We start from the raw sequence: 22,318 nt of genomic DNA on the forward strand, positions 1-22,318 counted from the left end.
CCGTTCGTCACCTTGAGGAAGACACCTCGAGTCACGCTCAGTCACGTCACCTTGCAAGAGTCACCGTGACGCGGCGCCCGTTCCACCTGTTTCAGTTAGATACGTCAGCACGGCGCGCACCCGGCGGTTTTCTTCGCCCGGCGCCAGCCCGAGTTTGCTGAAAATATTTGCCACATGTTTGGATACAGCCGCCGCAGATAAAAACAAGTCTGCCTGGATTTGCGCATTGGACAGCCCGCGCGCCATGAGTTCAATGACTTCGCGCTCGCGGGGCGTGAGCGCCGCGAGCGCGGTAGACCGGCCACGGATGAGCCCAGCAGCAACTTCTGGATCGACGACGACGCCTCCGCCAGCAACCATATCCAGCGAGGTGACGAAGTCGGCCACCTGGGAGACGCGCTCTTTGAGTAAATATCCGATACCGCCGCGGGCCATTCCGTGCGCCGAGCCAAACAGTGATTGGGCATAGGCAGGTGCAACATATTGAGATAGCACCATCACCGCGAGGTTGGGATAGGCACAGCGCAATTCGTCGGCAGCGCGTAGGCCATCATCAGTCATCGTCGGCGGCATACGGACATCAGTAAGAACGACGTCGATCTGCCCGCCGTCGTCGATAATCTTGCGCACCCCGGACACAAGTTCGGGGGCAGAACTGGCTTCGCCTACAATCTCATAACCCACGCGTTGCAAAATACCGGAGAGTCCGGCGCGCATCAGGGCGGCGTCGTCGGCAATAAAAATTGTGCGAGTCACTGGTTTTCTCCTGAGTGTAGAACGATACTTGATTCGCCGGTGCGTAAGAGTAGCGGAATTCTCCCGGTTATTTTCGTGGGGCCACCGGTAGGGGAGACGACGTCGAGTGTTCCGCCAAATGTGGCGAGCCGTTCGCGCATTCCGGCAAGCCCGTGCCCGCTACTTAGTTGTGCTCCGCCTGGCCCGGTATCAACGATCGATACGTGCAGGTATTCGTCGGCGGCAAGCATAACCGTAGCCTCAGCGTTTGGTGCATATTTCGCAGTATTCGTGAGCGCTTCAGCCACCAGGAAGTAAGCCGTAGCAACCACGCCTTCGGGCAGATCAGGGAGCGGATGAGGGACGACGACGCGCACCGGCAGCTCACTGCGTTCAGCAATATCGCGTACGGCAGCTGCCAATCCCATGTCAGATAATAGTTTGGGGTGAACATTGTTGACCGTTGCACGCAAAGCTGCTAACCCTTGCTGGTTAGCGGTTTTCGCGCGAGCTATTATCTCTGGCAGATCAGCCAGTTCGGCAGGCAATTCGCCGGCCAGTGTGACAATGAGTTCGAGTTCGCCGAGCGCCATTCCGGTAGCAACAAGGTATTGTTGGGCACCGTCGTGAAGGTCGCGTTCGATCCGGCGTCGTTCGATTTCGAACGCTTGCACGATTTCACGGCGTGATTCGGTCAGGTGAGCGATTTTCTGGGCGTACGACGTCGAACGCGAAGAAAATAGCCGGCGCAGAAAACTCATACTAGTAATATTAGCGGGTGGAAGCTGGCGCAACCGCCACAGACGCGAAAGGTAGGGCTGGCTCTACCTTGAAAATGGGAGGTAGCACCATGGTGTTCGCTACCGTGAGCCGGGAAAATAGGAACCATGAACGAAATGAATCTCCGCGGTCGCGGTTTACTGAAAACATACGGTGACGTCCATGCGTTGGCGGGCGTCGATATTGATATCAAGCATGGCGAGCAGGTGGCGATTATGGGGCCATCTGGTTCGGGTAAGTCAACCATGCTTCACGTGCTGTCGGGTATTTTGCAGCCAGATGAAGGCCAGGTGGAACTCGGGGAGCTGTCGATCTCGTCGATGTCGGATGCTAAGCGTTCTCAGTTGCGCCGGTCCAAGCTTGGTTTCGTGTTCCAAGACGGCCAGCTAGTGCCGGAGTTGACGGCTCGCGAGAATGTGGCTTTCCCGCTGTTGCTTAACGGTGTTTCGCGCCGCAAGGCGTTAAAAACCGCGGAAACGTGGTTGGAACGGCTCGGGGTGCGTTCGCAAGCTGCTAAGCGTCCAGGGGAGATGTCTGGTGGCCAGGCACAGCGTGTGGCTATTGCACGCGCACTCGTTCACGATCCGGCGATTTTATTTGCTGACGAACCAACGGGCGCACTCGATCAGGCAACCGGCCATGAAGTGATGCAGTTGTTGACAGCTACCGCAAAAATGAACGGCACGACCTTGGTGGTTATCACCCACGATACCCAGGTGGCCTCGTGGTGCCAGCGTTTGGTGGAAATCCGTGACGGTTTGATTCACTATGACGGGGCGGTGTCACGATGAAGTCGCTGTCTTTGGCCGCGATGCTGACACGTGCCCGATTAGGGGCACGCACTGGCAGCGGTATTTTGGATGTGTTTGCGGTTCTTGCGTTTGCGGTCTCGTCATGGCTGACATTAACCACGTTGGGTGGCGTCTTCATGTTCCAAACGCGTGTTGGGGCGATCAACAGGGCTGTTGCGACGGCGTTCCATAGCGATGTGCGCACCGAATCGATTGGCGAAATCTATGCGGCGTTCGCAGTTATTGCGTTGGCATTGCTGACGATCCCGTTGTTGTCGCTCGGTTCAGGTGCTGCTCGGTTAGGTGCTGGTGGCCGGGAACGCCGCCTAGCATCGTTACGTCTGATGGGTATGAGCGCCAGTCAAGTCTTGGTGATGTCGATTGTGGAAAGTGTTTTGCAGGCGACGATTGGCTATGTGCTAGGTTTGGCTGTTTACTTGGCAACTTTGCCGGCTTGGTCTCAGCTCACCTTTGGTACGTTGCCGATTAGTACGGCTCATATGTTACTCCCGTGGTGGATGCTGTTAGCGGCCTACGTTCTGGTGCTCGTTATTGCTAGTATTTCAACGGTTGTTGGCCTGCAGCGGGTAACCATTTCGCCACTGGGAGTTGCGCATCGCGTTATCCCAACGAATGTGAAAATGTGGCGTTTAGCTGTTTTAGGCGTAGCGTTGGCTCTCCTGTTGTATATGACGGCAACCTTCTCGCCAAGCTCGGTTGATGTTGGTCAAGTTCTTTCTATCGGTCTCGCCGTGGTGATCTTCTTTGGCGGTTTGGCCTTGGCAGGGCCGTTGTTTATTCAGCTGACGATGCGACCGCTCGTTTTTACCGGCTCACCAGCACGGCTCATCGGTATTCGCCGGGTGGTTTCGCATTCGCGGGCGGCGTGGCGCAATGTCAGTGCGGTGGCACTCATGGGTGCCGTGGCAACGTTGGTGTCCACAATGGCCATTGTTTCGCTAGATACGCCAGTTGACGATCAAGCACAATCGTATGCGGAATTGATGGCCCACGATATTCCGCAAGGAGTGTTGATTGCGTTTGCTTTTGCCTTGGTTATCGGTGCGGTATCGACGATGATTCACCAAGTCTCGGATGTTTTTGACCGCAGTGATGAAACCCGCGCCTTGGTGTATGTTGGCACGCCCGTCTCGACGCTCATTCGCGCCCGGTTTATTCAGGTGATGTATCCGTTGCTCGCAGTGTTGGTGATCGTGGTGGGGCTGTCATTTGTGCCTTCGCTAACACATCCGGCATTGGTGAAGTGGGGGAACATGCTCGCACTGATGACGATGATTGGTTTGGGTATCGCTTTGACGTTTGCTGCTGTGGCCGTCACGGTTCCGATTCAGCATCGTATTTTATCGGCGCGGGTGCGCCGCAACGATTAGTCTCCGTTAGTCAGATTTGGTGGCGCCGGTGTCAAGCTGGCGCCACTGAATTTTTATTCCCGGCGTTGCAGTGAGTTTTTCGAAGAGTTCGTCCGCGCCGTCGCAGATCGCGTCGGCTACGTCTTCGCCACCGGAAACAATATCAGCGACGACGGCGTGTGGCTCAGATTCGCTGACGTTGGGGTATATTGCCCATCCGCCACGCCCGGCTACGCCATTCTCATCATGCTGTAGGGAGCGGATGAAAGATGTGAATGCGGTGCGCAGCACGGCAGCATCAGAGTGCGAGATGATGGCTCGAAGGGTTCGCGTATAGCTTGGGGGCTGGGTCCAGAGCCAATCGTAGTCAGGGGAATAGGGTTTGGGACTTTTTCGAGAGTTCATTGATGCCTTTCAAGAGTTCGGACATGGGTAGTCTACCCATAAGGAGCATGATTATTAATTCTCATCAGCAACGGCGGTCTGCGCTTTCTAGCCAGGCCGCCGTTGCTGACTATATTCCTTTAGTCCCAGTTAATCATGTTCATAGCAGTTATGATGTTTGTAAAAAGGAAATAAAAAAGTTTGGCTATGTCAAACAATCTGCGGTAAGCCGCGTGATAAAGAGGAAAGGACGAATCTCCCTGAAATTCTCCAAGATATGAATTGATGCAAGCATGCAGTTGGAATTGACATGGCATACTAGTCCGGAAACCCTAATCGGTATTTTGTTACTGATAGATCAACCCAACCTCGATGGATTTACTGGCTCGCATGAAAACCATAAATCTTGCTCGAGATCGACCCAGACTTGCGGGAACAGGAAAGCACATCACGCAACGAACTTCTTGAGCAATTCGCTTATCTCTCATAAGAGAAGTGGGATGCTCATGGGATGGTGGCCCGCGCTGTGCACGAAGCGCGTGAGAAGTAAAGCTAGCTTCTAGCCACACAAAACAACACAACTGCAGGAGTAGTGTCTTCCCGGACTGCTCCTGCAGTTGTGTTATGTCGTGCAATAGCGGGATATCAAAGTTATGTGAGTACGATGGGAGTATGAACCTCTTCGTCGTAATCACGCTTGTCCTAGCGATCGCCGGTATCGGAATTATCTTCTGGGGGATATATCGCTATATGTGTAATCCTCGACGCCGGCATACCGGCGCGTTTTTTATAAGTGGTGTGGCCTTGCAATGGTTGGCCTGTTGCGCGCTGCTGATACGAGGCGGTTTGCCGTCCTATGTGGAATCCGTTGTGTTGTGGATAGCATGTGTTGGCGGATATTTCGGTTTTCTCTTGGCAGGGTTTGCATGGTTGACGTGGCGTGCCCAACGACGGCGAAGCGCTGAGGGTTTCGACGCTGTCGTGATTTTAGGTGCCGGGCTGATTGGTGATCGGGTGAGTCCGTTACTAGCGCGCCGCATAGATCGCGGTATAGAACTGGTCTGCGCTTCAGCAGAGCTTCCAAAACGTCCGCTTCTGCTCTGTTCTGGAGGGCAAGGCAGTGATGAGGTAGTTTCCGAAGCACAGGCGATGGAAAATTATGCTAACGCGATGGTGAAGAAGCCGTTAACAATATTGAAAGAAGAGAGATCGACGTCGACCCAGGAAAATCTCGTCTTTTCCCAGGAGTTGCTTGATGAACATCTGGATAGCGGAGCTCCGGTAGCTGTAGCTACAAGTAATTACCATGTATTGCGTACCCAGGTGCTGGCGCGTCGGCTGGGCCTTAACTGGCAGATTTTCGGTGCGCACGCGCCAACTTTCCTGACGTCGGTGAGTTTCTTGCGCGAGTTTGTTGCTCTGTCGCTGGTGTGGTGGCCATATGTTTGTGGCCCACTGGTTTTTCTCACTGGGGCGTTGCTTATTCTTCAGTGACGTTTTCACCGAGCCATTGATCAAGTCCGTCGTCTGGTTCGGCGAAAAGCATATCGGTTTCAGTGGCGAGCGCGTGTGCAAATGCGTCTTCGATGTGCTGTGCCATTGTTTCTTCTCCTTGGCCGACGACGACAATATGCGTGCTTGCTTCACTGGGGGTTTCCCAGTTTCCGGCGTTGGAGATGGCAACGTGTGTGCCGAGCGCATCCCAAGCGCAGACGACGTCGGGGCGGGCGGGTACCCAAAAGCAACCGCGTGCGTAGACTTCGAGATCGGATAGTGTTTGGGCGAAATCAAAGAGGCGTTCGGGGTGTAGTGCTTTTGACGATGTTAAGTCGAGTGTCCAGGTGCCGTGTGTTTGCGGCCCACCCCATGCTTGCAGGGTAGAAGGGTGGATGCGGGCGAGCGCGCGTTGTGGATCGTGATCGATGCTGATAACTAGTTCGGCGATGTTGTCTTCGAATGGGTGGGCGAGCAGAGTGTCATGGGGGCGAAGGTGTTCGACGAGTTCCCCGCCTGGGCTGTTGTGATCTCCGCAGAGCAAGATGAGGTCGGCGTATCCCATATTGATGGCATGGATTTCAGCTAGGCAACGTTCATCGTCGTCGATGAGTTGAGCGCCGCGCTCGGCGAGCGGGATGTGGGCGAGGAGCTCTGAGGTTGCGTTTGTGGCGTCGAGCGCGTGGGTCACGGCTCCGAGGGTGACATCAATGCTCTTGAGGTCTGCAGCAAAGGTGGGGCATAGGTGGGGGAGTTCTACACCTGGAGGGAGTATGACGAACAGTTCGTTGCTGCGTGTGTACGGGTTGTGGAGAAAGGAGATGAGAGCTGTGCGGATTGCACAGGTCACGCAGGTTCCGGTGAGTTCTTCAGTGATTTCGATGTTTACTGCATTGGAGAACGTTAGGGTACCGATGGTGGATTCGGATACGTCTTGTGTAAGGCGGGTTTGCCAGATTGCTGTGGGATCGGGGATGAGGGTCAGGGCGAGGAGGTCGGAGAGGATCGGGTTCGCGGTTGAAAGCAAGTGTATTGTGCGGTGCATCATAAGCTCCTCGCTGGATAGAATATTGCGTTAATGAGAATCGTTCTCTATTATTACATGAGTAATCAACTGAGAACAATTCTCACTAGGGAGTGTTTGTGGCAAAGAAATCGAAAATTGTTGCCGATCGCCGTCGTCGCGAAAAAGTCGCACGGTATGCGCAGCTGCGCACGGAATTGAAAAAGGCGTCAGTCAACGTGCACTTGTCGGCTGATGAACGCGAAGAAGCGATGGCTAAACTCCATGCGCTACCACGCGACGCGTCGCCGACTCGGTTGCGTAACCGTGACGTTGTTGACGGGCGGCCGCGTGGATACCTTGGCATGTTTGGTCTTTCACGAGTGCGGTTCCGCAAAATGGCGTTAGAAGGAAAACTGCCAGGGGTAACCAAATCTTCATGGTGAAATCAAAATAGGAACTGGTGGTGCGAGGGCAGGTGTTCTATAAAGGTGTACGCCTTCGAGAGAACAGTACGCTTTTGCATACCGGTGTACCTACGTCTAGCCCTTTCATGCCGGCGTAACTACGGCTAAATGGAGAAGGAATAATGAAAGTCCGTGCATCGTTACACAGCTTAAAGAACCAACCAGGATCGAAAGTAGTTCGCCGTCGAGGGCGGGTCTACGTAATTAACAAGCTCAATCCAAAATTTAAAGGAAGGCAAGGATAGTGACGACTTATTGCCAAGTAACCGGCCGTCGCCCAAGGTTCGGGAAATCTGTTTCCCACTCACATAAGCGTACCAGTCGGCGATTTAACCCCAACCTGCAAACAAAGCGATATTATGTGCCGTCCTTGAAGCGAACGGTAACGCTTACTGTGAGCGCCAAGGGGATAAAAACTATCGATTCGCGAGGAATCGATTCGGTGGTAGCTGAACTTATTCGGCGAGGGGAGTTGTGAATTAACAGATGGCAAAAACATCCGATGTGCGTCCAGTTATTAAACTCGTGTCAACAGCAGGTACTGGTTATACCTATGTTACAAAGAAGAATCGACGTAATGATCCTGAACGCATGGTGTTGAAGAAGTATGATCCGGTAGTGCGTAAGCATGTCGAGTTTAAGGAATCGCGCTAAGGCGCATAATGCATTCATATATGAAGCAAAAGGTGTGGGCCGCAGGAAAACCTGCGGCCCACACCTTGAACCTCGTTCAGCTATAATACTGTAGTTTTACCCATGGAACTGAATCAGTGGTTGCGGCGACGAAGAGCTGCTGCACCACCGATGGTGGAGAGGGTTGCGATACCGGCAAGAACGCCAACGCCAACACCGGTCTTAGCGAGCTCGCCAGCCTTAGCCTCTTCAGCCTTCTTGGGCTCTGCAACCTTCTTCGCTGGGGTGAGCTCCATAGCTGGAACAGTTTCCATTGACTTCTCGATGATAGGGAAACCATCGTGGAGTGCCTTGGCTAGACCGTCGGTCGCTTCGAGGACGTTTGGATCCTTCTTGTAACGGTCGAGACGTGACTTGAGGGTCTCGTTGCCCTTGATTCCGAGATTGAGATTCTCCGTTGCGTCAAGGACGTTGGGATCCTTCTTGTAGCGGTCGAGACGTGACTTGAGGGTCTCTTCGCCCTTGATGCCAAGGCTGAGATTCTCAGTCGCCTCTAGGACGTTTGGATCCTTCTTGTAAGCTTCAAACTTAGCGTTACGTTCTGCTTTGCGGCGAGCCTCTTTAATGGCCACCTTGTTCTCAGCAACAGCTTTCTTAACTTCTTCTATGGCATCGCTTTTATTTTGAATAGTATCTTCTAGTTGTTTGCGTTTTTCTGTTGAAAGATTATTGTGGATATCGTCGTTCGCTAAATCCTCAATCAAAGCGTTCATTTCATTGGTCTGTTTTTCGATGTAATTGTTTTGTGTTTCGAATGGATCAATGAGTCCTTGGACTTTTGGATCACCCTTGAGGCAGAGAATGCGCTCAGCGATTGGAAGTGAGTCACAGGTTGGCTTAGTTGGTGTGGTATCTTCAGCTGCGAAAGCTGGGGCGGCCAAACCAAGACCTGCTACTGCGAATGCAACGCCGAATGCCGCACCCTTCTTAAAATTCTTCATTTAGGATCTCCTAATTGTTCTAGCTTCTAAATGCTTCGGTAAATACTTTAGTCTCGTTTTTCCCGGCATGCTACAGAAAATTGAAAATGCTATGGGAGGCGGGACACAAAATACCCCTTTCTGTCTTCTGAAGTAAAGTGCGACACGCCGACGAAAGCAATGATTCTCAGTAATTTCCCAGATTTCATTCAGGAAGCGCGAAGGTTGGGTTATTTGGATCACATTGGTGAAAGTGGGAGAATCTCGACACTGTGGTCATGAGCTGGAAGCGGGTATAAAAAGAGCGAGTGACGAGAATCGAACTCGCGTCATCTGCTTGGAAGGCAGAGGCTTTACCATTAAGCTACACTCGCTTGTCAGCCGAAACTGACTAAATGACTATAGCAAGAAGATGCCTCTGAGTGCAAAATTAATTCAGCGAACGTGATCTGGGACTCAAGCTTCGATTCAATTAGGAATTTTTAAAATTCTCCTTTAAAGTTTTTAGAGCAACGGGATATAGCGCAGGTTGGTAGCGCGTCCGCTTTGGGAGCGGAAGGTCGTGGGTTCAAATCCCGCTATCCCGACCAATAAGAGAAGCCCGAGAGAATTCCTCTCGGGCTTCTCTCGTTATGTCACTGTCGCTGATTTTGGGCAATAAACAACTGGCAGATCTAGTTGTGTCTTCATTCATTCCCGCTTAATGCATATCTATCCCGCTACTTGTTTTAGAATGTAACGGTATGCGCAAACGCAACGTGCCAGACCGGCGTCGTTATGTATAGCTAGAAAGCTCTGCGCCTCTGACAGATGTTCACCCAACAGTGAATCCAATGGGCTACGGCCCCCGAATACGTGAGTGGAGAAATCCCAGTGAAGAATTCCGTTGAGTACCTCAGCGAAACCCGCGCCAAGTTAAGCGTCGAAATCCTAGCCGAAGAATTTGGCCCAGACTACGACAAGGCTGCAAAGACCCTCGCTAAGCAGGTCAATATCCCAGGCTTCCGCCCAGGTCACGCCCCGCGCCGCATCCTCGAAGCTAAGATCGGTAAGGGCTACATCATCGAGCAAGCCATCAACGACAGCATGGATAAGTACTATCAGCAGGCAGTAGCCGAAGCTGACCTCTACCCAATGTCGCGCCCAGAAATCGCCATCGATGAAGTGCCAGAAATGAAGGGTAAGGGCGATAAAACAGCCCTGAAGTTCACCGTCGAAGTAGATGTTCGCCCAGAAATCATCCTTGCCGACCCAGCAACCATGACCGTTAAGGTCTCCGGCATGGAAGTCTCCGATGAGGACGTCACCGCCGAACTCGATGCACTACGTGAGCGTTTTGCAACCCTCACCAACGTTGACCGTGCAGCTAAGAAGGGCGACCATGTCAACATCGACATGGTCGCAACGATCGATGGTCAAGAGATCGACGACGTCTCCGGTGTTTCTTACAAGATCGGCGATGGCAACATGCTCCAAGGCCAGGATGAAGCCCTCACCGGCGCAAAGGCAGGCGATGAAGTTGAATTCACTGCTGAGCTCATGGGCGGTGCACACGAGGGTGAAGACGCTAACGTCAAGATCACCGTCAACTCCGTCAAAGAAGCAGAACTTCCAGAAGCTGACGACGACTTCGCACAGCTAGCTTCCGAATTCGACACCATCGACGAACTCAAGGAAGATCTGCGCACCAAGGCTGTAAAGAACAAGGGCGACGAAGCAGTTGCCGAAGGTACCCAAAAGCTTTCCGATGCCCTCCTTGCAGCAGTTGAGTTCCCACTTCCACAGTCCGTAGTTGACGAAGAAGTCAAGAACCACCTCGAGCGTGAGGGCAAAGAAGAGAACGACCCACACAGCGAAGAAATTCGTGTCGAAGTCGAAGAAGGTCTACGCACCCAGCTTCTCCTGGACGCCTACGCAAAGGCGTTCAACGTTGACGTCGCACAAGACGAGCTTATTGAATTCCTCATCTCCCAGGCGCAGATGTACGGTATGGATCCAAACCAGTTTATCCAGGCCGCAGCTCAGACCAACCAGATCGGTGCATTTGCCGGTGAAATTGCCCGCAACAAGGCACTCATTGCAGCATTGCGTTTGGCCAAGGTTGAAGACTCAAAGGGTAACACTGTTGATGTCACCACCATCCTTGGCGATGCGCCAGAAGGCGAAACCGTTCCAGACTTTTCCGCCCAGGAAAAGAAGGTAAAGGTTTCCGCAAAGGCCGAGAAGAAGGCCGAAAAGGCTGAGAAGAAGCCTGCTGAGAAGGTAGAGAAGGCTGAGGATCTAGCTGGTGACTTCGATCCATCAGCTCACAAGGTCGATGAAGTTGTTGCTTACCTCGAGGCTGCTAATGATGCTGAGAAGGCACGCGTTCTTGAAGCTGAGAAGGCTGGCAAGGCACGCAAGACCATCATGGCTCTGGCCTGATAGAAACTATCAAGGAGGGACTCACGCCGTTTGGTGTGAGTCCCTCCTCATTTGTGTGCTGGTATTAGCCGATATGTGGGCTAGCGGACAATTGTTATTGATGGTTTTGCTGTTTTTCGTTGCTAGGGTGGGGTTTTCTGGAAAGAAACTCGTTTCGACTCGAGTTTTTGGTTGGACAATAGTTATTGATTTTGTTGCCAGTTATCCGCGTGATAGCAGGGAAAAATTGTGGTGAAAGTCGGTTGCATACTAGTGGGTATGAGATCGAACAAGAAACACTGCCCTACTTGTGGTGAAGGCATGGTCAAAAACGGTAAAGACAAATGCGGCCACCAACGCTGGATCTGCCGCTCATGCAAGGTAACCTCGCGTTGGCATAACGACGTCACTTCGCGGGATTTGCGTGCGTTCTTAGACGTTCTGACTGGGAAAACCACGCAGCGAGAACTTCCTGGACAGGGCCGGACCTTCCGACGCAAGAGCGCTGTGTTGTGGGAGATCTGGCCGATATGCGAACCCGATGGGCAAGCCCACCGCGTGATTCATGTTGATGGTATCCATTTAGGCCGCGATGCTGTCATTCTGATCGCCTGCAGCCCCGAATATGTGATTGCCTGGCATGTGGCCAGACGTGAATCGACCCAAGCCTGGCTGGACCTGCTCGCGAAAATCCCACCACCCGGTATGGTCGTGGCTGACGGGGGCACAGGTTTCACAACAGCTCGGGCACAATTGTGGCCCTCCACGCGTGTCCAACGCTGCACGTTCCACGCCTATCAACAGGTCAAACGCTACACGACCACACGCTCACGAACTGAATGTGGCAGACAGCTCTACCGGATCGGTGTTGATCTATTGCATGTGAAAACTCCCGCACACGCGCACGTATGGATCGATAGCTTCTATGCTTGGCGTCACCGTTGGGCTGGGTTCCTGGCCGAGAAAACCCGTAACGAGAAAGGAAAACTAGTCGATAAACACGAGCGGCTCGTCAAGGCTGGCAATAGTCTGTCTAGGCTGGTCGATAGTGGCCATTTGTTCACGTTTCTCAATCCCGATCTTTACGATGACGGAGAAATAATCGGTTCTCTACCAGCGATGAATAACCAGATCGAGGGAGGTATCAACTCGCCTTTACGTGAACTGCTGCGCCGTCATCGGGGTATGAGTATCGATCAGCGGATCCGTGCAGTGTCATGGTGGTGCTACCTACACACCGAGAACCCTGCCAACCCAGCCGAAATCCTGCGTATCATGCCCACCAACACGGACATCATGCGCGCTTACCAGCAAGCCGCAGCCCGACACCGAGCCGACCACAACAACCATCGCTGGGGCAACGGCCTTGACTGGAACGAACTCCACACCCACACACCCTACCGCAACGACTACTAACCCAAAATCAATAACTTTTGTCCTATAACCCCGATATGTGCTGATGTCCGATTTTGGAGCTAATCAGCAGGGAGCAGGGGCTCATGCAGTAAATGGGGTTATAGCGCAAGCCTCGGCGTATTTGGACGAGGTTTGCGCTATAACCCTATTCAGTGCTGTTATAGAGAGGGGAGAGTGGAGAAAAGGAGAAGGGATGGTTCCACCGATGTATGGACGGCCTCGGGCAGTGCAGTCGCTGATTCGTCCACGCCACTAGCGAACGAACCTGTGTAGAAGACGCCAAACAAGGTACTCTCGTATATGGAACGTGTAGTGGCGAAATGGATTATCCAGAGCTCTATCATTTTCTGTCAGAGTGCAGGAAATCTAGCAGGAACCCCAAATCCGCTACATAAACAAAACTTATGGCACCCCGCCACAACGAAGGAGAATATGTGACTACCACGCCACAGCTCGCCGGAGGCCACTCAAACGGCCTCGGACTCGGCGATTCAATTTACAATCGTCTTCTCAAAGAGCGCATCATTTGGCTCGGAGACCAGGTCAAGGATGAAAACGCAAACATGATCTGTGCGCAACTCCTTCTCCTTGCTGCTGAAGATCCAGAAAAGGATATTTACCTCTACATCAATTCCCCGGGTGGATCGGTCACTGCAGGTATGGCAATCTTTGACACCATGCAATACATTAAGCCTGATGTGGCGACCGTAGGCATGGGCTTGGCCGCATCGATGGGGCAGTTCCTCCTCACCGCGGGCGCAAAAGGTAAGCGTTACATCACCCCACACACCCGCGTTCTTATGCATCAGCCATTGGGTGGTGCTGGCGGTACCGCAACCGAAATTCGTATCAACGCTGATCTCATTTTGCAGATGAAGCAAGAACTTTCTGAACTCAACGCAAAGCACACTGGCAAGAGTGTAGAACAGATCCTCGTTGATTCCGATCGTGATCATTGGTTTACTGCCCGTGAAGCACTCGAATACGGATTCGTAGATCACATCATTGAAGACTCATCATCTGTTGTAGGTGGTGGCGGAGTCGATCGCGGCTCTGCAGAACTAGGCGAAAACTGAGGAAGGAGACGCATATGATGAACGCAACGAACCCGAATCAGATGCCAATGATGGGAGCAGGAATGCCTGGAATAATGCCAGGTGGCTCAGCATCACAAATGCCGTCGAACCGCTACATTCTCCCAAACTTTGAAGAGCGTACTCCATACGGCTACAAGCGTCAGGATCCATATGCCAAGCTGTTTGAAGACCGTATCGTCTTCCTCGGTGTACAAGTTGATGACGCATCAGCAGACGATGTCATGGCTCAGTTGCTCGTTCTTGAGTCGATTGATCCAGAATCGCCAATTACGATGTACATCAACTCGCCAGGTGGCTCATTTACTGCTTTAACAGCAATTTATGACACCATGCAGTACATTAAGCCGCAAATCCAGACCGTCTGCTTGGGCCAAGCCGCCTCTGCAGCAGCTGTTCTCTTGGCTGCCGGTTCACCGGGACGTCGACTCGCATTGCCAAACGCGCGTGTCCTGATCCACCAGCCAGCTATGGAAGGTGTCCAAGGGCAAGCCTCCGACATCGCTATCGTCGCTGACGAAATTGATCGCATGAACGACTGGCTCATTGATACTTTAGCTTCCCACACGGGTAAGGATCGTGAGATTATCAAGAACGATATCGCACGCGACAAGATCCTCACCGCTCAGCAGGCTAAGGAATATGGCCTTGTTGATCAAGTTCTAGCATCCCGGAAAAACGTCAATCCACAAGTTGGACGATAATGGCATAGCCAAGTACCTTACTAGACAGCGGTGAGGCCACACAGTGGCTTCACCGCTGTCTTGACAGTCAACACCAGTATTTCCCCCGCCGATATCATGCTCGTCCCGAACGTCACCGGGCCGTCGAGCCGTCAAATTTCGAACTATACACGCCAGGGCAGGAAGAGCTTCACACGAGCGTAAATATAGTGTGGAATAGAGACTGAAGAAAAATCTCAATGAATGGAGAAGTTCGTGACACGGACCGCCGATGCGGCAGACGCCCTCAAATGTTCTTTCTGCCAGAAGAGCCAGCGTCAGGTACGCAAACTCATCACCGGGTCAGGTGTCTACATTTGTAACGAATGTATCGATTTATGTAACGAGATCATCGCAGAGGAATTCGGCAACGACGCCCAGAATCACGAAGAAAAAGAGCTACCAAAGCCCACTGAAATCTTTGAGTTCCTCAACCAGTACGTCGTCGGCCAAGAGCGAGCAAAACGCACGCTTGCAGTAGCTGTCTATAACCATTACAAGCGAATCCGCTCCCAACACGGCGGATCAACGCTCAAAAGCAAGCAGGAAGCCGACGAAGTCGAAATCGGCAAGTCCAATATTTTGCTGATGGGACCAACCGGAACCGGTAAAACATATTTAGCCCAATCGCTTGCCAAAATGCTCGATGTTCCATTCGCTATCGCCGACGCCACCGCGTTAACAGAAGCTGGTTACGTCGGTGAAGACGTTGAAAATATTTTGCTTAAACTCATCCAAGCAGCCGGTGACGATATTGAGCGCGCCCAGCGTGGAATCATCTATATCGACGAAATCGACAAGATTTCCCGCAAATCAGAAAATCCATCGATTACCCGTGACGTATCAGGCGAAGGCGTACAGCAAGCACTGCTGAAGATTATTGAAGGCACAGTCGCTTCAGTCCCACCTCAAGGCGGACGAAAGCATCCACAACAAGAATTCCTTGAAATCGACACGTCGAACGTGCTGTTCATTCTTGCTGGCGCATTCGCCGGGATGGAAGACATCGTCACCTCCCGTACCGGCCGGCGCGGAATCGGCTTCGGAGCACAGCTACACCAAGGCGACCGCGGGGCCGAAGTCTTTAGCGAAGTAACCCCAGAAGATCTGCATAAGTTTGGGATCATCCCAGAACTCATCGGTCGACTGCCGATTATCACAAACGTCGAAGAACTCAAGGTTGACGACCTCGTAGAAATTTTGACCACGCCGAAGAACGCGCTAGTCAAGCAATATCAGAAGATGTTCGCCATCGATGGCGTAACACTCGATCTTACCGACGACGCACTTCGCGCAATCGCAGACGAAGCCATCGAACGCGGAACCGGTGCTCGTGGTTTGCGTTCCATTATGGAGAACCTGCTTCGCGAACTGATGTTTGAGATTCCATCACGAGACGACGTCGAACGGGCCATTATCGACGCTGATGTTGTCAAAGGAAAAGCCGAGCCGCGACTGATGTTACGCGGAGCAGAAAACCAGACTGCATAGTGCACAAGACTGTGGGCGCGGCCGATAGCGGGTAGCGATCATTGACAATAAGCCCAGCCAAATAAACCTTCAATGCAGGTGGGGCACGTCAACCTGACGTGCCCCACCTGCATCACGTATCGCTTACTCGCCGTAAATTTCGCGAACCTTATCCGCAAAACCTTCGAGCACGACATTGCGGCGAACCTTCAATGAGGGTGTCAAATAACCGTTCTCGACGGTGAAATCAGTTGGCAGAACCGCAAACTTTCGGATTGACTCAGCCCGCGAAACTCGCTCATTTACGCGCTTGACTGCACGATCGATAGCCGCAAGAACTTGCGGATCCTTAATCGCCTCAGCAACTGTCATAGGCGGGAAGCCATGGTTAATTAACCACTGGGGAAGAGCTTCAGCATCAAGAGTCACCAATGCGCCAACGAACGGTTTTTGGTCGCCAACCACAACAACCTGAGAAATAATCGGATGAGAACGCAATCGATCCTCGAGAGAAGCTGGGGCAACATTCTTACCGCCAGCAGTGACAATTAGTTCCTTCTTGCGCCCAGTGATCCACAAGAAATCGTCGTCGTCAAGCTTGCCAATATCGCCCGTGCGGAACCAGCCATCGTCGGTAAACGCAGCCTTCGTCGCCTCCGGATTATTATGGTAGCCGCGGAAAACATGATCACCCTTGACAAGGATTTCGCCGTCTTCGTCAAGCTTGACATAACAACCCGGATAGGTAGGACCAACTGATCCCACATGGATATTATTGGACCGATTCACGGTAGTTGGGGCAGAGGTTTCAGTTAAACCGTAACCTTCAAGAACAGTTAAGCCAATGCCGCGGAAGAAAGAACCCAGGCGTTCACCCAGCGGCGCGCCACCAGAAATAGCAAAGCGCAGTTTGCCACCAGTGATCTCCCGCAGTTTCGAATAGACAAGCTTGTCACCTAAACGATGTTGCGCAGTAAGCTTAGCCGACAGACCTTCCTCGGTGGCCAAAGCACGCGAATAATTGATAGCTACTTTAGCGAACGTGCGGAACATGCGGAGCTTGACGCCCTTGCCAGCTTTAGCATCTGCCGAATTGTAAATCTTTTCGAAAATACGTGGCACAGCCAAAATAAAAGTAGGCTTGAACGACTGCATGTCAGCTACCAAGTTTTTGGTGTCGCAGTAGCCGACCGTAGCGTTACCGATCATGGCAACAAGGTTAATGAATCGAGCGAAAACGTGGGCTTGTGGCAAGAAAAGAAGAGTGCGTGAGCCTTTATACGAGATAACGTTGATGAGGCCTTCATCAGCTGGGCCGTTGAGCGCTACATGCAAAATATTGCGGTGGGTGAGTTCTGCACCCTTCGGGCGGCCAGTGGTTCCCGAAGTGTAAATGATGGTCCACAAATCGTCAGCACGCAACGCATCGATACGCTCGTCGATGATGTGGTCGTCTTCCATTGTGCCGTTTGCAGCGATTTTGCTTTGCGCATTGTCGCTGATGACAAAAATATTTTCGAAGTGCTCGTATTTTTTGAGGATCGGAGCAACAACGTTGTACATTCCTTGATTTTCAACAATGGCAAATTTGATGTTGGCGTCGTTGATAATCCATTCGGCCTGGGCCGTGGACGATGTTTCATAGATCGGAATCGCATGTGCGCCGGCGAACTGAATGGCAAAGTCGAAGAGTGTCCATTCGTATGATGTGTGAGCCATAATAGCGATATGGTCACCAGGCTGAACGCCCATGCCAATGAAACCGCGAGCAAGTTCGCGAACCTCGTCGATCAATTGGCGCCAAGTGACAGGAACCCACGTGTTTCCAAGATTCGACTTGCGTTCGATGACGACGTGCTTGGAACGCTCTTCGCCATAGCGGCGAATCGTTGCCGGTACAGTCATCGTATCTTCGATTTTGACTAGGCCAGGAATGAATGCCACGCCTTCGTCTTCAATATATTTACTCACGGAAGGTCCTCCTAGGAAAGTTTACCGCTCCCTACGATACCGTAACTTAGTGGTTTGTGGGGGATATTTGATATGTGACCTTGGTGTGTTGGATTTACCGCTGACGACGGCGAACATACGTTTTATGTACGAGAACTGTCACGTAGTAATGTATCGACGAGCAGGGAGTAAACTGGGAAAAGCTTGGGGCCCGCTAAAAAGCGGACCCCAAGGCTAGGAAACTGTAGAAGAATTACTTCTTCTTTGGCTCTGGCTCAGCTAACTCGTAAGCGGTTACCGATGCGCCCTCTTCTGCGTCAGTTGCCACAGTGAACTCACCGGAAACATGAGCGGCAGCAAGAAGATCACCGCGAACAGCTGCAATCTTAGCCTCATCATGTGCTGGAACATTCAAGGTGACCGACAAGAACGGCGTACGTTGGGAAACCTTGTTCTCCGACTTCACCTTACGCAACGCAGCCAAAGCTTGGCCGGCAATATGCATGGTAGCTGGATCGGCATCGCCAGAAGCCTGAGCTAATGGAACAATCGACGGCCACTGAGCGCGGTGGACCGAACCAGTGCGATACCACGACCACACCTCTTCAGCAGCATACGGCAACACTGGCGCGAACAAGCGAACAAATGTATCAACAGCCAAGTTCAATGCAACACGTGCTGAACGAATAGCCTGCTCCTGACCAGCCTCGGCGTACTTGCCGTCGCGATCATAAGCACGGTCCTTGACCAACTCAAGATAGTCGTCACAGAACGTCCAGAAGCATGTTTCAGAGATCTCCAATGCACGAGTGTGATCATAGTTTTCAAATGCCTGGGTAGCCTGTTCAACAACGTGAACCAGCTCAGCAAGCATTGCGCGATCGATCGGCTCAGTAACAGCAGAAGCATCTAAATCAATCTTCGAACCAGTGCCACCCATCTGCAACGCAAACTTCGAAGCGTTGAGTAGCTTCATCGCCAAGCGGCGACCGATCTTCATCTGCTGCTCATCAAACGCCGCATCAGTACCCAGACGAGCCGAAGCTGCCCAATAACGAACAGCGTCCGAACCATGCTTTTCCAACAGACTCATCGGGGTAACAACATTACCCTTCGACTTACTCATCTTCTTACGGTCCGGATCAAGGATCCAGCCCGAAATAGCGGCATGCTTCCATGGCACATCGTTAAACTCAAGATGTGCACGAACCATCGTGGAGAACAACCAGGTACGGATGATGTCCTGGCCCTGCGGGCGAACATCCATCGGGTAAACTTTGGCGAACAAGTCCTCATCAGTCAACCAGCCGCCAGCAATCTGCGGAGTCAACGACGACGTCGCCCACGTATCCATAATGTCAACTTCGCCAACGAAGCCGCCAGCCTGGCCGCGCTGCTCCGCAGTGAAACCTTCAGGAACGTCAGTCGTAGGATCAATCGGAAGCTGGTCAACCGACGGAACAATAACGTCGTCATAATCAACATCGCCAGCTTCAGTCACCCGATACCACAACGGCAACGGAACACCAAAGAAACGCTGACGCGATACCAGCCAGTCAGTATTCAAACCTTCAACCCAGTTGTTGTAACGCACCCGCATGAAGTCCGGATGGAACGCAACTTCTTCGCCACGAGCGAGCAAGTTATCACGCAAATCCTTACCGTTAGACTCTTCGTGTGCGCGGCCGCCGTTACGGATGTACCACTGGCGAGAAGTTACGATTTCGAGCGGCTTATCGCCCTTTTCGAAGAAGTTCGTCATACGAGTGGTTGGCTTCGGATCACCCAGCATCTCACCGGTTTCAGCCAACTTCTCAACCAGAGCCTTACGAGCAGAGAAGGTGGTCTTGCCAGCCATTTCTTCATACATGGCAATACCATCAGCATCCGTAATCCACTCTGGAGTTTCGTGGAGTAGGCGGCCATCCTTGCCAAGCACCGAACGCATCGGCAAATCAAGCTCACGCCACCACACCACGTCGGTCACATCACCGAACGTACAGCACATAGCGATACCCGCGCCCTTATCCATCTCCGCCTGCGGGTGAGCCAAAACAGGGATCTCAACACCGAAAACCGGAGACTTCACCGTCGTACCAAACAACGCCTGGTAACGCTCATCATCCGGGTGGGCAATCAACGCCACACACGCCGGCAACAATTCTGGACGAGTCGTTTCGATAATGACGTCGTCGCCGTCGGCACGATGGAACGCGAGCGAATGGTAAGCACCCGGATACTCGCGAGCCTCAAGCTCAGCCTGGGCAACCGCCGTCTGGAACGTAATATCCCACAAGCCAGGAGCCTGCGCCTGGTAAGCCTCGCCGCGCTGAAGATTCTTAATAAACGCAGCTTGGGCAACCTTCTGTGCCTTCGCGCCAATCGTCTGGTAGTTCTGCTCCCAGTCAACCGACAAGCCCAAATGACGCCACAACGCCTCAAACTGCTGTTCGTCTTCCTGGGTTAGCTTCCAACACAACTCAATAAAGTTCGGGCGAGAAATAGGCATCTGATCAGCAAACTTGATCGACTTGCCGTCGCCACCATCATGCGGTGGCACAAAATCTGGAACATACGGCAACGACGGATCTACACGCACGCCGTAGTAGTTCTGTACACGGCGTTCAGTCGGTAGGCCGTTGTCATCCCAACCCATCGGGTAAAAAACATTCATTCCCTGCATACGCTTGTAACGCGCAACCGTATCGGTATGGGTGTAGCTGAACACGTGGCCAACGTGTAGTGAACCAGAGACGGTAGGAGGTGGGGTGTCAATCGAATAGACCTGAGCGCGCTCAGTGTCACGGTCGAAGCGGTAGGTGCCGTTCTCGGCCCAAGCCTTGCCCCAGCGGTCCTCGAGACCCTCGAGCGATACCTTGTCCGGAACCTCGGTGTTATCGAGCAATGCGGAATTATTTTCAGTCATGGCTCTATTCTTCCATGTTTTCCAGCATTCATGCGCCGGTGGGTAAGGTGGTAGCTGTCACGTTGGGAGGTGAATTTGAGGCTAACCCTGATTGCGCGCCACCGCAGCTCGAACCCCGGCAACAACCGCAGGGGAGAACCCGGCGTCTTCCATCGCCAACAAGCCTGCAATCGTGGTGCCGCCCGGCGACGTTACGCGATCGACCAGCTCGGCGGGGACAGCCGTATCGATCGAATCCACAACCATCTGCGCCGAACCCAGCACTGCCTGGGCGGCAACACGCACAGCTTCACGCTTCGTCATGCCTTCCGCGAGCGCGCCACGAGCAAGGGCATCAATATAGGTATACGTCCACGCCGGAGAACAACCCGCAATCGCGGAAAATGCGGAGAAAAGATGCTCCGGCACAGTGGCTACCTCACCCACCGCACCGAACAGCTCTTCAACCGCAGCGAACTGTTCTGGCGCTACATGATCGTTGGCGCACAAGCCCGTCATACCCATACCGATGTGTGAATTGACGTTCGGCATTGCACGCACAATCGGCTGATTGGCCGGGGCGTGGCTGGCAATATCTGCGAGCGACACCCCAGCAGCTACCGAGACCAGAAGCGTGTTAGGGGACAGGTGTGGGCTGATCTCATCGAGCATACTGCCAATGAGGTACGGCTTGACTGCGAGAACGACAATCTGGCTGGCCGCCGCCACCTCAGTGTTGTCAGTGGTGAAGCGGGCGCGGAGTTCGGTGGCAAGCTGGGTGCCGGCGTCGGTGTTGCGACGCGAAAAAATAATCTGCTCGCCAGGCGTGCCGGAAGAAATAAGGCCGTGGATGATCGCGCTGGCCATCGAACCAGCGCCAATAAAACCAAGAGTCGTCATGGGGTTACCGCTGAGATTTTCTGTCAGGATTCTCCAGAGGCATTCCGATTAGCTCATTACCGTTTTGTAAGCCAACAGAGCCTCGCGGGTGAGGCGGATAATCTGTTGGGGACCCTAGAGATTTAGATCTTAGCCTTTGGATATTCTCTCGAGGTATTTCTTTGTTGGCATTTAGATAATCGTAGAACCATGCTTGTCCGTCTCGAACCCACCGTTTATTGCTTGATGAACCCCATGCGCAGATCAAGAGCGTGTGTTCGAGATCGTATTTTTCGGTTCGAAGCAGTGCGTCGAGCGTCCTGTGAAAGACCTCTCTATAGTTATCCGTAGTCTGATCAAGAAGATTAGATACCTCTAAGCTATCTGTTTCGATAATCGGTAGAAGATTCACCATGGTCAGTCGCTCATAGCCCTCAAGAGCAGAAGCTCCTGCGAACCAATTGTAGACTTGCCTTGCAGTATTGTCTGCCTTTTCTCCTTGGAAAGCGGAAGCTGTCGAAGGATTCATTCCAATAACTACACAGTGTTTGCTGGTATTTCGTTCGGCAGCTTTATGCGTCAGGAGTAAACGAAGTTTTATTGGATCAGTCAGATCCGAAACGTCATCGTATAGCTCTATATCGGCAAGCTTGTTGCCGGGTAGCTTAGCAAATACGGCATGGCCGATGTTGTTGCCATTTACTGGATCTGGTGCCTGGACTACTTTTTGGAGAATATTTTGCCAACTATGCATAGTAAAACATTAGCATTCGGTTTGATTTTAGTGCGTCTTTTTCGAGCTTTATTTCTGAGCGCGTATCGACATCTAGGTTCTTTATGAA

Annotated in this window: 22 protein-coding genes and 2 tRNA genes; 14 read left to right on the forward strand and 10 right to left on the reverse strand. The window is 52.5% G+C overall.

The annotated features are described in order from the left end of the window. Positions 1 to 60 precede the first annotated feature (60 nt). Together JTE88_RS02615 and JTE88_RS02620 are read right to left on the reverse strand one after the other, a co-directional pair. On the reverse strand, positions 61 to 717 hold the full coding sequence (locus JTE88_RS02615; protein WP_204425714.1) for a response regulator transcription factor: 657 nt from the start codon (positions 715 to 717) through the stop codon (positions 61 to 63). A 35-nt stretch (positions 718 to 752) separates the two neighbouring features. Then, positions 753 to 1,496: a sensor histidine kinase gene (locus JTE88_RS02620; protein WP_204425198.1), complete on the reverse strand. Its 744-nt coding sequence runs from the start codon at positions 1,494 to 1,496 to the stop codon at positions 753 to 755. Positions 1,497 to 1,622: 126 nt separating this feature from the next. Between JTE88_RS02620 and JTE88_RS02625 the strand changes: the two genes are divergently transcribed. Both JTE88_RS02625 and JTE88_RS02630 read left to right on the forward strand, forming a co-directional pair. Next, positions 1,623 to 2,306: an ABC transporter ATP-binding protein gene (locus tag JTE88_RS02625; RefSeq protein ID WP_204425199.1), complete on the forward strand. Its 684-nt coding sequence runs from the start codon at positions 1,623 to 1,625 to the stop codon at positions 2,304 to 2,306. After that, positions 2,303 to 3,697 carry an FtsX-like permease family protein gene (locus tag JTE88_RS02630; RefSeq protein ID WP_204425200.1) on the forward strand — a complete coding sequence of 465 codons (1,395 nt, stop codon included), beginning with the start codon at positions 2,303 to 2,305 and terminating at the stop codon, positions 3,695 to 3,697. The genes JTE88_RS02625 and JTE88_RS02630 overlap by 4 nt, the downstream gene beginning before the upstream one ends. Positions 3,698 to 3,703: 6 nt before the next feature. On the opposite strand, the gene JTE88_RS02635 is transcribed toward JTE88_RS02630, so the two are convergent. Continuing rightward, positions 3,704 to 4,081, reverse strand: coding sequence for a hypothetical protein (locus tag JTE88_RS02635; RefSeq protein WP_204425201.1), 378 nt, complete (start codon positions 4,079 to 4,081; stop codon positions 3,704 to 3,706). 47 nt (positions 4,082 to 4,128) lie between these two features. Between JTE88_RS02635 and JTE88_RS02640 the strand changes: the two genes are divergently transcribed. Continuing rightward, on the forward strand, positions 4,129 to 4,341 hold the full coding sequence (locus JTE88_RS02640; RefSeq protein WP_204425202.1) for a hypothetical protein: 213 nt from the start codon (positions 4,129 to 4,131) through the stop codon (positions 4,339 to 4,341). Between the two features lie 391 nt (positions 4,342 to 4,732). Continuing rightward, positions 4,733 to 5,554 carry a YdcF family protein gene (locus JTE88_RS02645; protein ID WP_204425203.1) on the forward strand — a complete coding sequence of 274 codons (822 nt, stop codon included), beginning with the start codon at positions 4,733 to 4,735 and terminating at the stop codon, positions 5,552 to 5,554. On the opposite strand, the gene JTE88_RS02650 is transcribed toward JTE88_RS02645, so the two are convergent. Then, positions 5,541 to 6,599 carry a CobW C-terminal domain-containing protein gene (locus JTE88_RS02650; RefSeq protein WP_204425205.1) on the reverse strand — a complete coding sequence of 353 codons (1,059 nt, stop codon included), beginning with the start codon at positions 6,597 to 6,599 and terminating at the stop codon, positions 5,541 to 5,543. The two genes, JTE88_RS02645 and JTE88_RS02650, sit on opposite strands and share 14 nt — an antisense overlap. A 98-nt stretch (positions 6,600 to 6,697) precedes the next feature. Here JTE88_RS02650 and rpsN point away from each other — a divergent pair, with 98 nt between their 5' ends. The 4 genes from rpsN to rpmG all read left to right on the forward strand — a co-directional run bounded on the left by rpsN (position 6,698) and on the right by rpmG (position 7,678). Further along, positions 6,698 to 7,003, forward strand: a complete 306-nt coding sequence (gene rpsN / locus JTE88_RS02655) for a 30S ribosomal protein S14 (RefSeq protein ID WP_204425207.1) — start codon at positions 6,698 to 6,700, stop codon at positions 7,001 to 7,003. A 143-nt stretch (positions 7,004 to 7,146) separates the two neighbouring features. After that, entirely contained in the window at positions 7,147 to 7,269 is a 123-nt protein-coding gene (ykgO, locus tag JTE88_RS02660) for a type B 50S ribosomal protein L36 (protein WP_091282213.1), read from the forward strand. Then, on the forward strand, positions 7,269 to 7,502 hold the full coding sequence (gene rpmB, locus JTE88_RS02665; protein WP_204425209.1) for a 50S ribosomal protein L28: 234 nt from the start codon (positions 7,269 to 7,271) through the stop codon (positions 7,500 to 7,502). The genes ykgO and rpmB overlap by 1 nt, the downstream gene beginning before the upstream one ends. Before the next feature lie 8 nt (positions 7,503 to 7,510). Next, positions 7,511 to 7,678 (forward strand): 50S ribosomal protein L33, encoded by a 168-nt coding sequence (gene rpmG / locus JTE88_RS02670; RefSeq protein WP_204425211.1) that lies wholly within the window; start codon positions 7,511 to 7,513, stop codon positions 7,676 to 7,678. Positions 7,679 to 7,791: 113 nt separating this feature from the next. On the opposite strand, the gene JTE88_RS02675 is transcribed toward rpmG, so the two are convergent. Both JTE88_RS02675 and JTE88_RS02680 read right to left on the reverse strand, forming a co-directional pair. Then, positions 7,792 to 8,658, reverse strand: a complete 867-nt coding sequence (locus JTE88_RS02675; RefSeq protein WP_204425212.1) for a hypothetical protein — start codon at positions 8,656 to 8,658, stop codon at positions 7,792 to 7,794. A 282-nt stretch (positions 8,659 to 8,940) separates the two neighbouring features. After that, positions 8,941 to 9,011 (reverse strand) — tRNA-Gly (locus JTE88_RS02680). Between the two features lie 139 nt (positions 9,012 to 9,150). On the opposite strand from JTE88_RS02680, the gene JTE88_RS02685 reads away from it, so the two are divergent. The 6 genes from JTE88_RS02685 to clpX all read left to right on the forward strand — a co-directional run bounded on the left by JTE88_RS02685 (position 9,151) and on the right by clpX (position 15,763). Then, positions 9,151 to 9,227: transfer RNA gene (locus tag JTE88_RS02685), tRNA-Pro, on the forward strand. A 283-nt stretch (positions 9,228 to 9,510) separates the two neighbouring features. Beyond that, the gene (gene tig / locus JTE88_RS02690; RefSeq protein WP_204425213.1) at positions 9,511 to 11,061 is read left to right on the forward strand and encodes a trigger factor; all 1,551 of its coding nucleotides are present in this window, start codon (positions 9,511 to 9,513) and stop codon (positions 11,059 to 11,061) included. 300 nt (positions 11,062 to 11,361) lie between these two features. Beyond that, positions 11,362 to 12,456, forward strand: coding sequence for an IS1249 family transposase (locus JTE88_RS02695; RefSeq protein ID WP_204425214.1), 1,095 nt, complete (start codon positions 11,362 to 11,364; stop codon positions 12,454 to 12,456). A 434-nt stretch (positions 12,457 to 12,890) separates the two neighbouring features. Further along, positions 12,891 to 13,532, forward strand: coding sequence for an ATP-dependent Clp protease proteolytic subunit (locus tag JTE88_RS02700; RefSeq protein WP_204425215.1), 642 nt, complete (start codon positions 12,891 to 12,893; stop codon positions 13,530 to 13,532). Between the two features lie 41 nt (positions 13,533 to 13,573). Continuing rightward, complete coding sequence (locus tag JTE88_RS02705; protein ID WP_420826937.1) at positions 13,574 to 14,254, forward strand: ATP-dependent Clp protease proteolytic subunit; 681 nt, start codon at positions 13,574 to 13,576, stop codon at positions 14,252 to 14,254. A 234-nt stretch (positions 14,255 to 14,488) separates the two neighbouring features. Further along, positions 14,489 to 15,763 (forward strand): ATP-dependent Clp protease ATP-binding subunit ClpX, encoded by a 1,275-nt coding sequence (gene clpX / locus JTE88_RS02710; RefSeq protein ID WP_275586620.1) that lies wholly within the window; start codon positions 14,489 to 14,491, stop codon positions 15,761 to 15,763. A gap of 123 nt (positions 15,764 to 15,886) precedes the next feature. Here clpX and JTE88_RS02715 read toward each other — a convergent pair whose 3' ends face one another. The 4 genes from JTE88_RS02715 to JTE88_RS02730 form a co-directional block, all read right to left on the reverse strand. After that, complete coding sequence (locus JTE88_RS02715; protein WP_204425217.1) at positions 15,887 to 17,713, reverse strand: AMP-dependent synthetase/ligase; 1,827 nt, start codon at positions 17,711 to 17,713, stop codon at positions 15,887 to 15,889. 232 nt (positions 17,714 to 17,945) lie between these two features. Then, the gene (gene valS, locus JTE88_RS02720) at positions 17,946 to 20,618 is read right to left on the reverse strand and encodes a valine--tRNA ligase (protein ID WP_204425218.1); all 2,673 of its coding nucleotides are present in this window, start codon (positions 20,616 to 20,618) and stop codon (positions 17,946 to 17,948) included. An 81-nt stretch (positions 20,619 to 20,699) separates the two neighbouring features. Then, complete coding sequence (gene proC, locus JTE88_RS02725) at positions 20,700 to 21,497, reverse strand: pyrroline-5-carboxylate reductase (protein WP_204425219.1); 798 nt, start codon at positions 21,495 to 21,497, stop codon at positions 20,700 to 20,702. Positions 21,498 to 21,501: 4 nt separating this feature from the next. Next, positions 21,502 to 22,230 (reverse strand): DUF1643 domain-containing protein, encoded by a 729-nt coding sequence (locus JTE88_RS02730; protein WP_204425221.1) that lies wholly within the window; start codon positions 22,228 to 22,230, stop codon positions 21,502 to 21,504. Positions 22,231 to 22,318 lie beyond the last annotated feature (88 nt).

The sequence above is a fragment of the Arcanobacterium phocisimile genome (assembly GCF_016904675.1).
Lineage (GTDB): Bacteria > Actinomycetota > Actinomycetes > Actinomycetales > Actinomycetaceae > Arcanobacterium > Arcanobacterium phocisimile.

Bases quoted from the DNA above. Each gene is read 5' to 3' on its own strand.
- JTE88_RS02615 (WP_204425714.1), bottom strand. From the start codon at position 717: ATGCGCGCCGGACTCTCCGGTATTTTGCAACGCGTGGGTTATGAGATT.
- JTE88_RS02620 (WP_204425198.1), bottom strand. From the start codon at position 1,496: ATGAGTTTTCTGCGCCGGCTATTTTCTTCGCGTTCGACGTCGTACGCC.
- JTE88_RS02625 (WP_204425199.1), top strand. From the start codon at position 1,623: ATGAACGAAATGAATCTCCGCGGTCGCGGTTTACTGAAAACATACGGT.
- JTE88_RS02630 (WP_204425200.1), top strand. From the start codon at position 2,303: ATGAAGTCGCTGTCTTTGGCCGCGATGCTGACACGTGCCCGATTAGGG.
- JTE88_RS02635 (WP_204425201.1), bottom strand. From the start codon at position 4,081: ATGAACTCTCGAAAAAGTCCCAAACCCTATTCCCCTGACTACGATTGG.
- JTE88_RS02640 (WP_204425202.1), top strand. From the start codon at position 4,129: ATGATTATTAATTCTCATCAGCAACGGCGGTCTGCGCTTTCTAGCCAG.
- JTE88_RS02645 (WP_204425203.1), top strand. From the start codon at position 4,733: ATGAACCTCTTCGTCGTAATCACGCTTGTCCTAGCGATCGCCGGTATC.
- JTE88_RS02650 (WP_204425205.1), bottom strand. From the start codon at position 6,599: ATGCACCGCACAATACACTTGCTTTCAACCGCGAACCCGATCCTCTCC.
- ykgO (WP_091282213.1), top strand. From the start codon at position 7,147: ATGAAAGTCCGTGCATCGTTACACAGCTTAAAGAACCAACCAGGATCG.
- rpmG (WP_204425211.1), top strand. From the start codon at position 7,511: ATGGCAAAAACATCCGATGTGCGTCCAGTTATTAAACTCGTGTCAACA.
- JTE88_RS02675 (WP_204425212.1), bottom strand. From the start codon at position 8,658: ATGAAGAATTTTAAGAAGGGTGCGGCATTCGGCGTTGCATTCGCAGTA.
- JTE88_RS02695 (WP_204425214.1), top strand. From the start codon at position 11,362: ATGGTCAAAAACGGTAAAGACAAATGCGGCCACCAACGCTGGATCTGC.
- JTE88_RS02705 (WP_420826937.1), top strand. From the start codon at position 13,574: ATGCCAATGATGGGAGCAGGAATGCCTGGAATAATGCCAGGTGGCTCA.
- valS (WP_204425218.1), bottom strand. From the start codon at position 20,618: ATGACTGAAAATAATTCCGCATTGCTCGATAACACCGAGGTTCCGGAC.
- proC (WP_204425219.1), bottom strand. From the start codon at position 21,497: ATGACGACTCTTGGTTTTATTGGCGCTGGTTCGATGGCCAGCGCGATC.
- JTE88_RS02730 (WP_204425221.1), bottom strand. From the start codon at position 22,230: ATGCATAGTTGGCAAAATATTCTCCAAAAAGTAGTCCAGGCACCAGAT.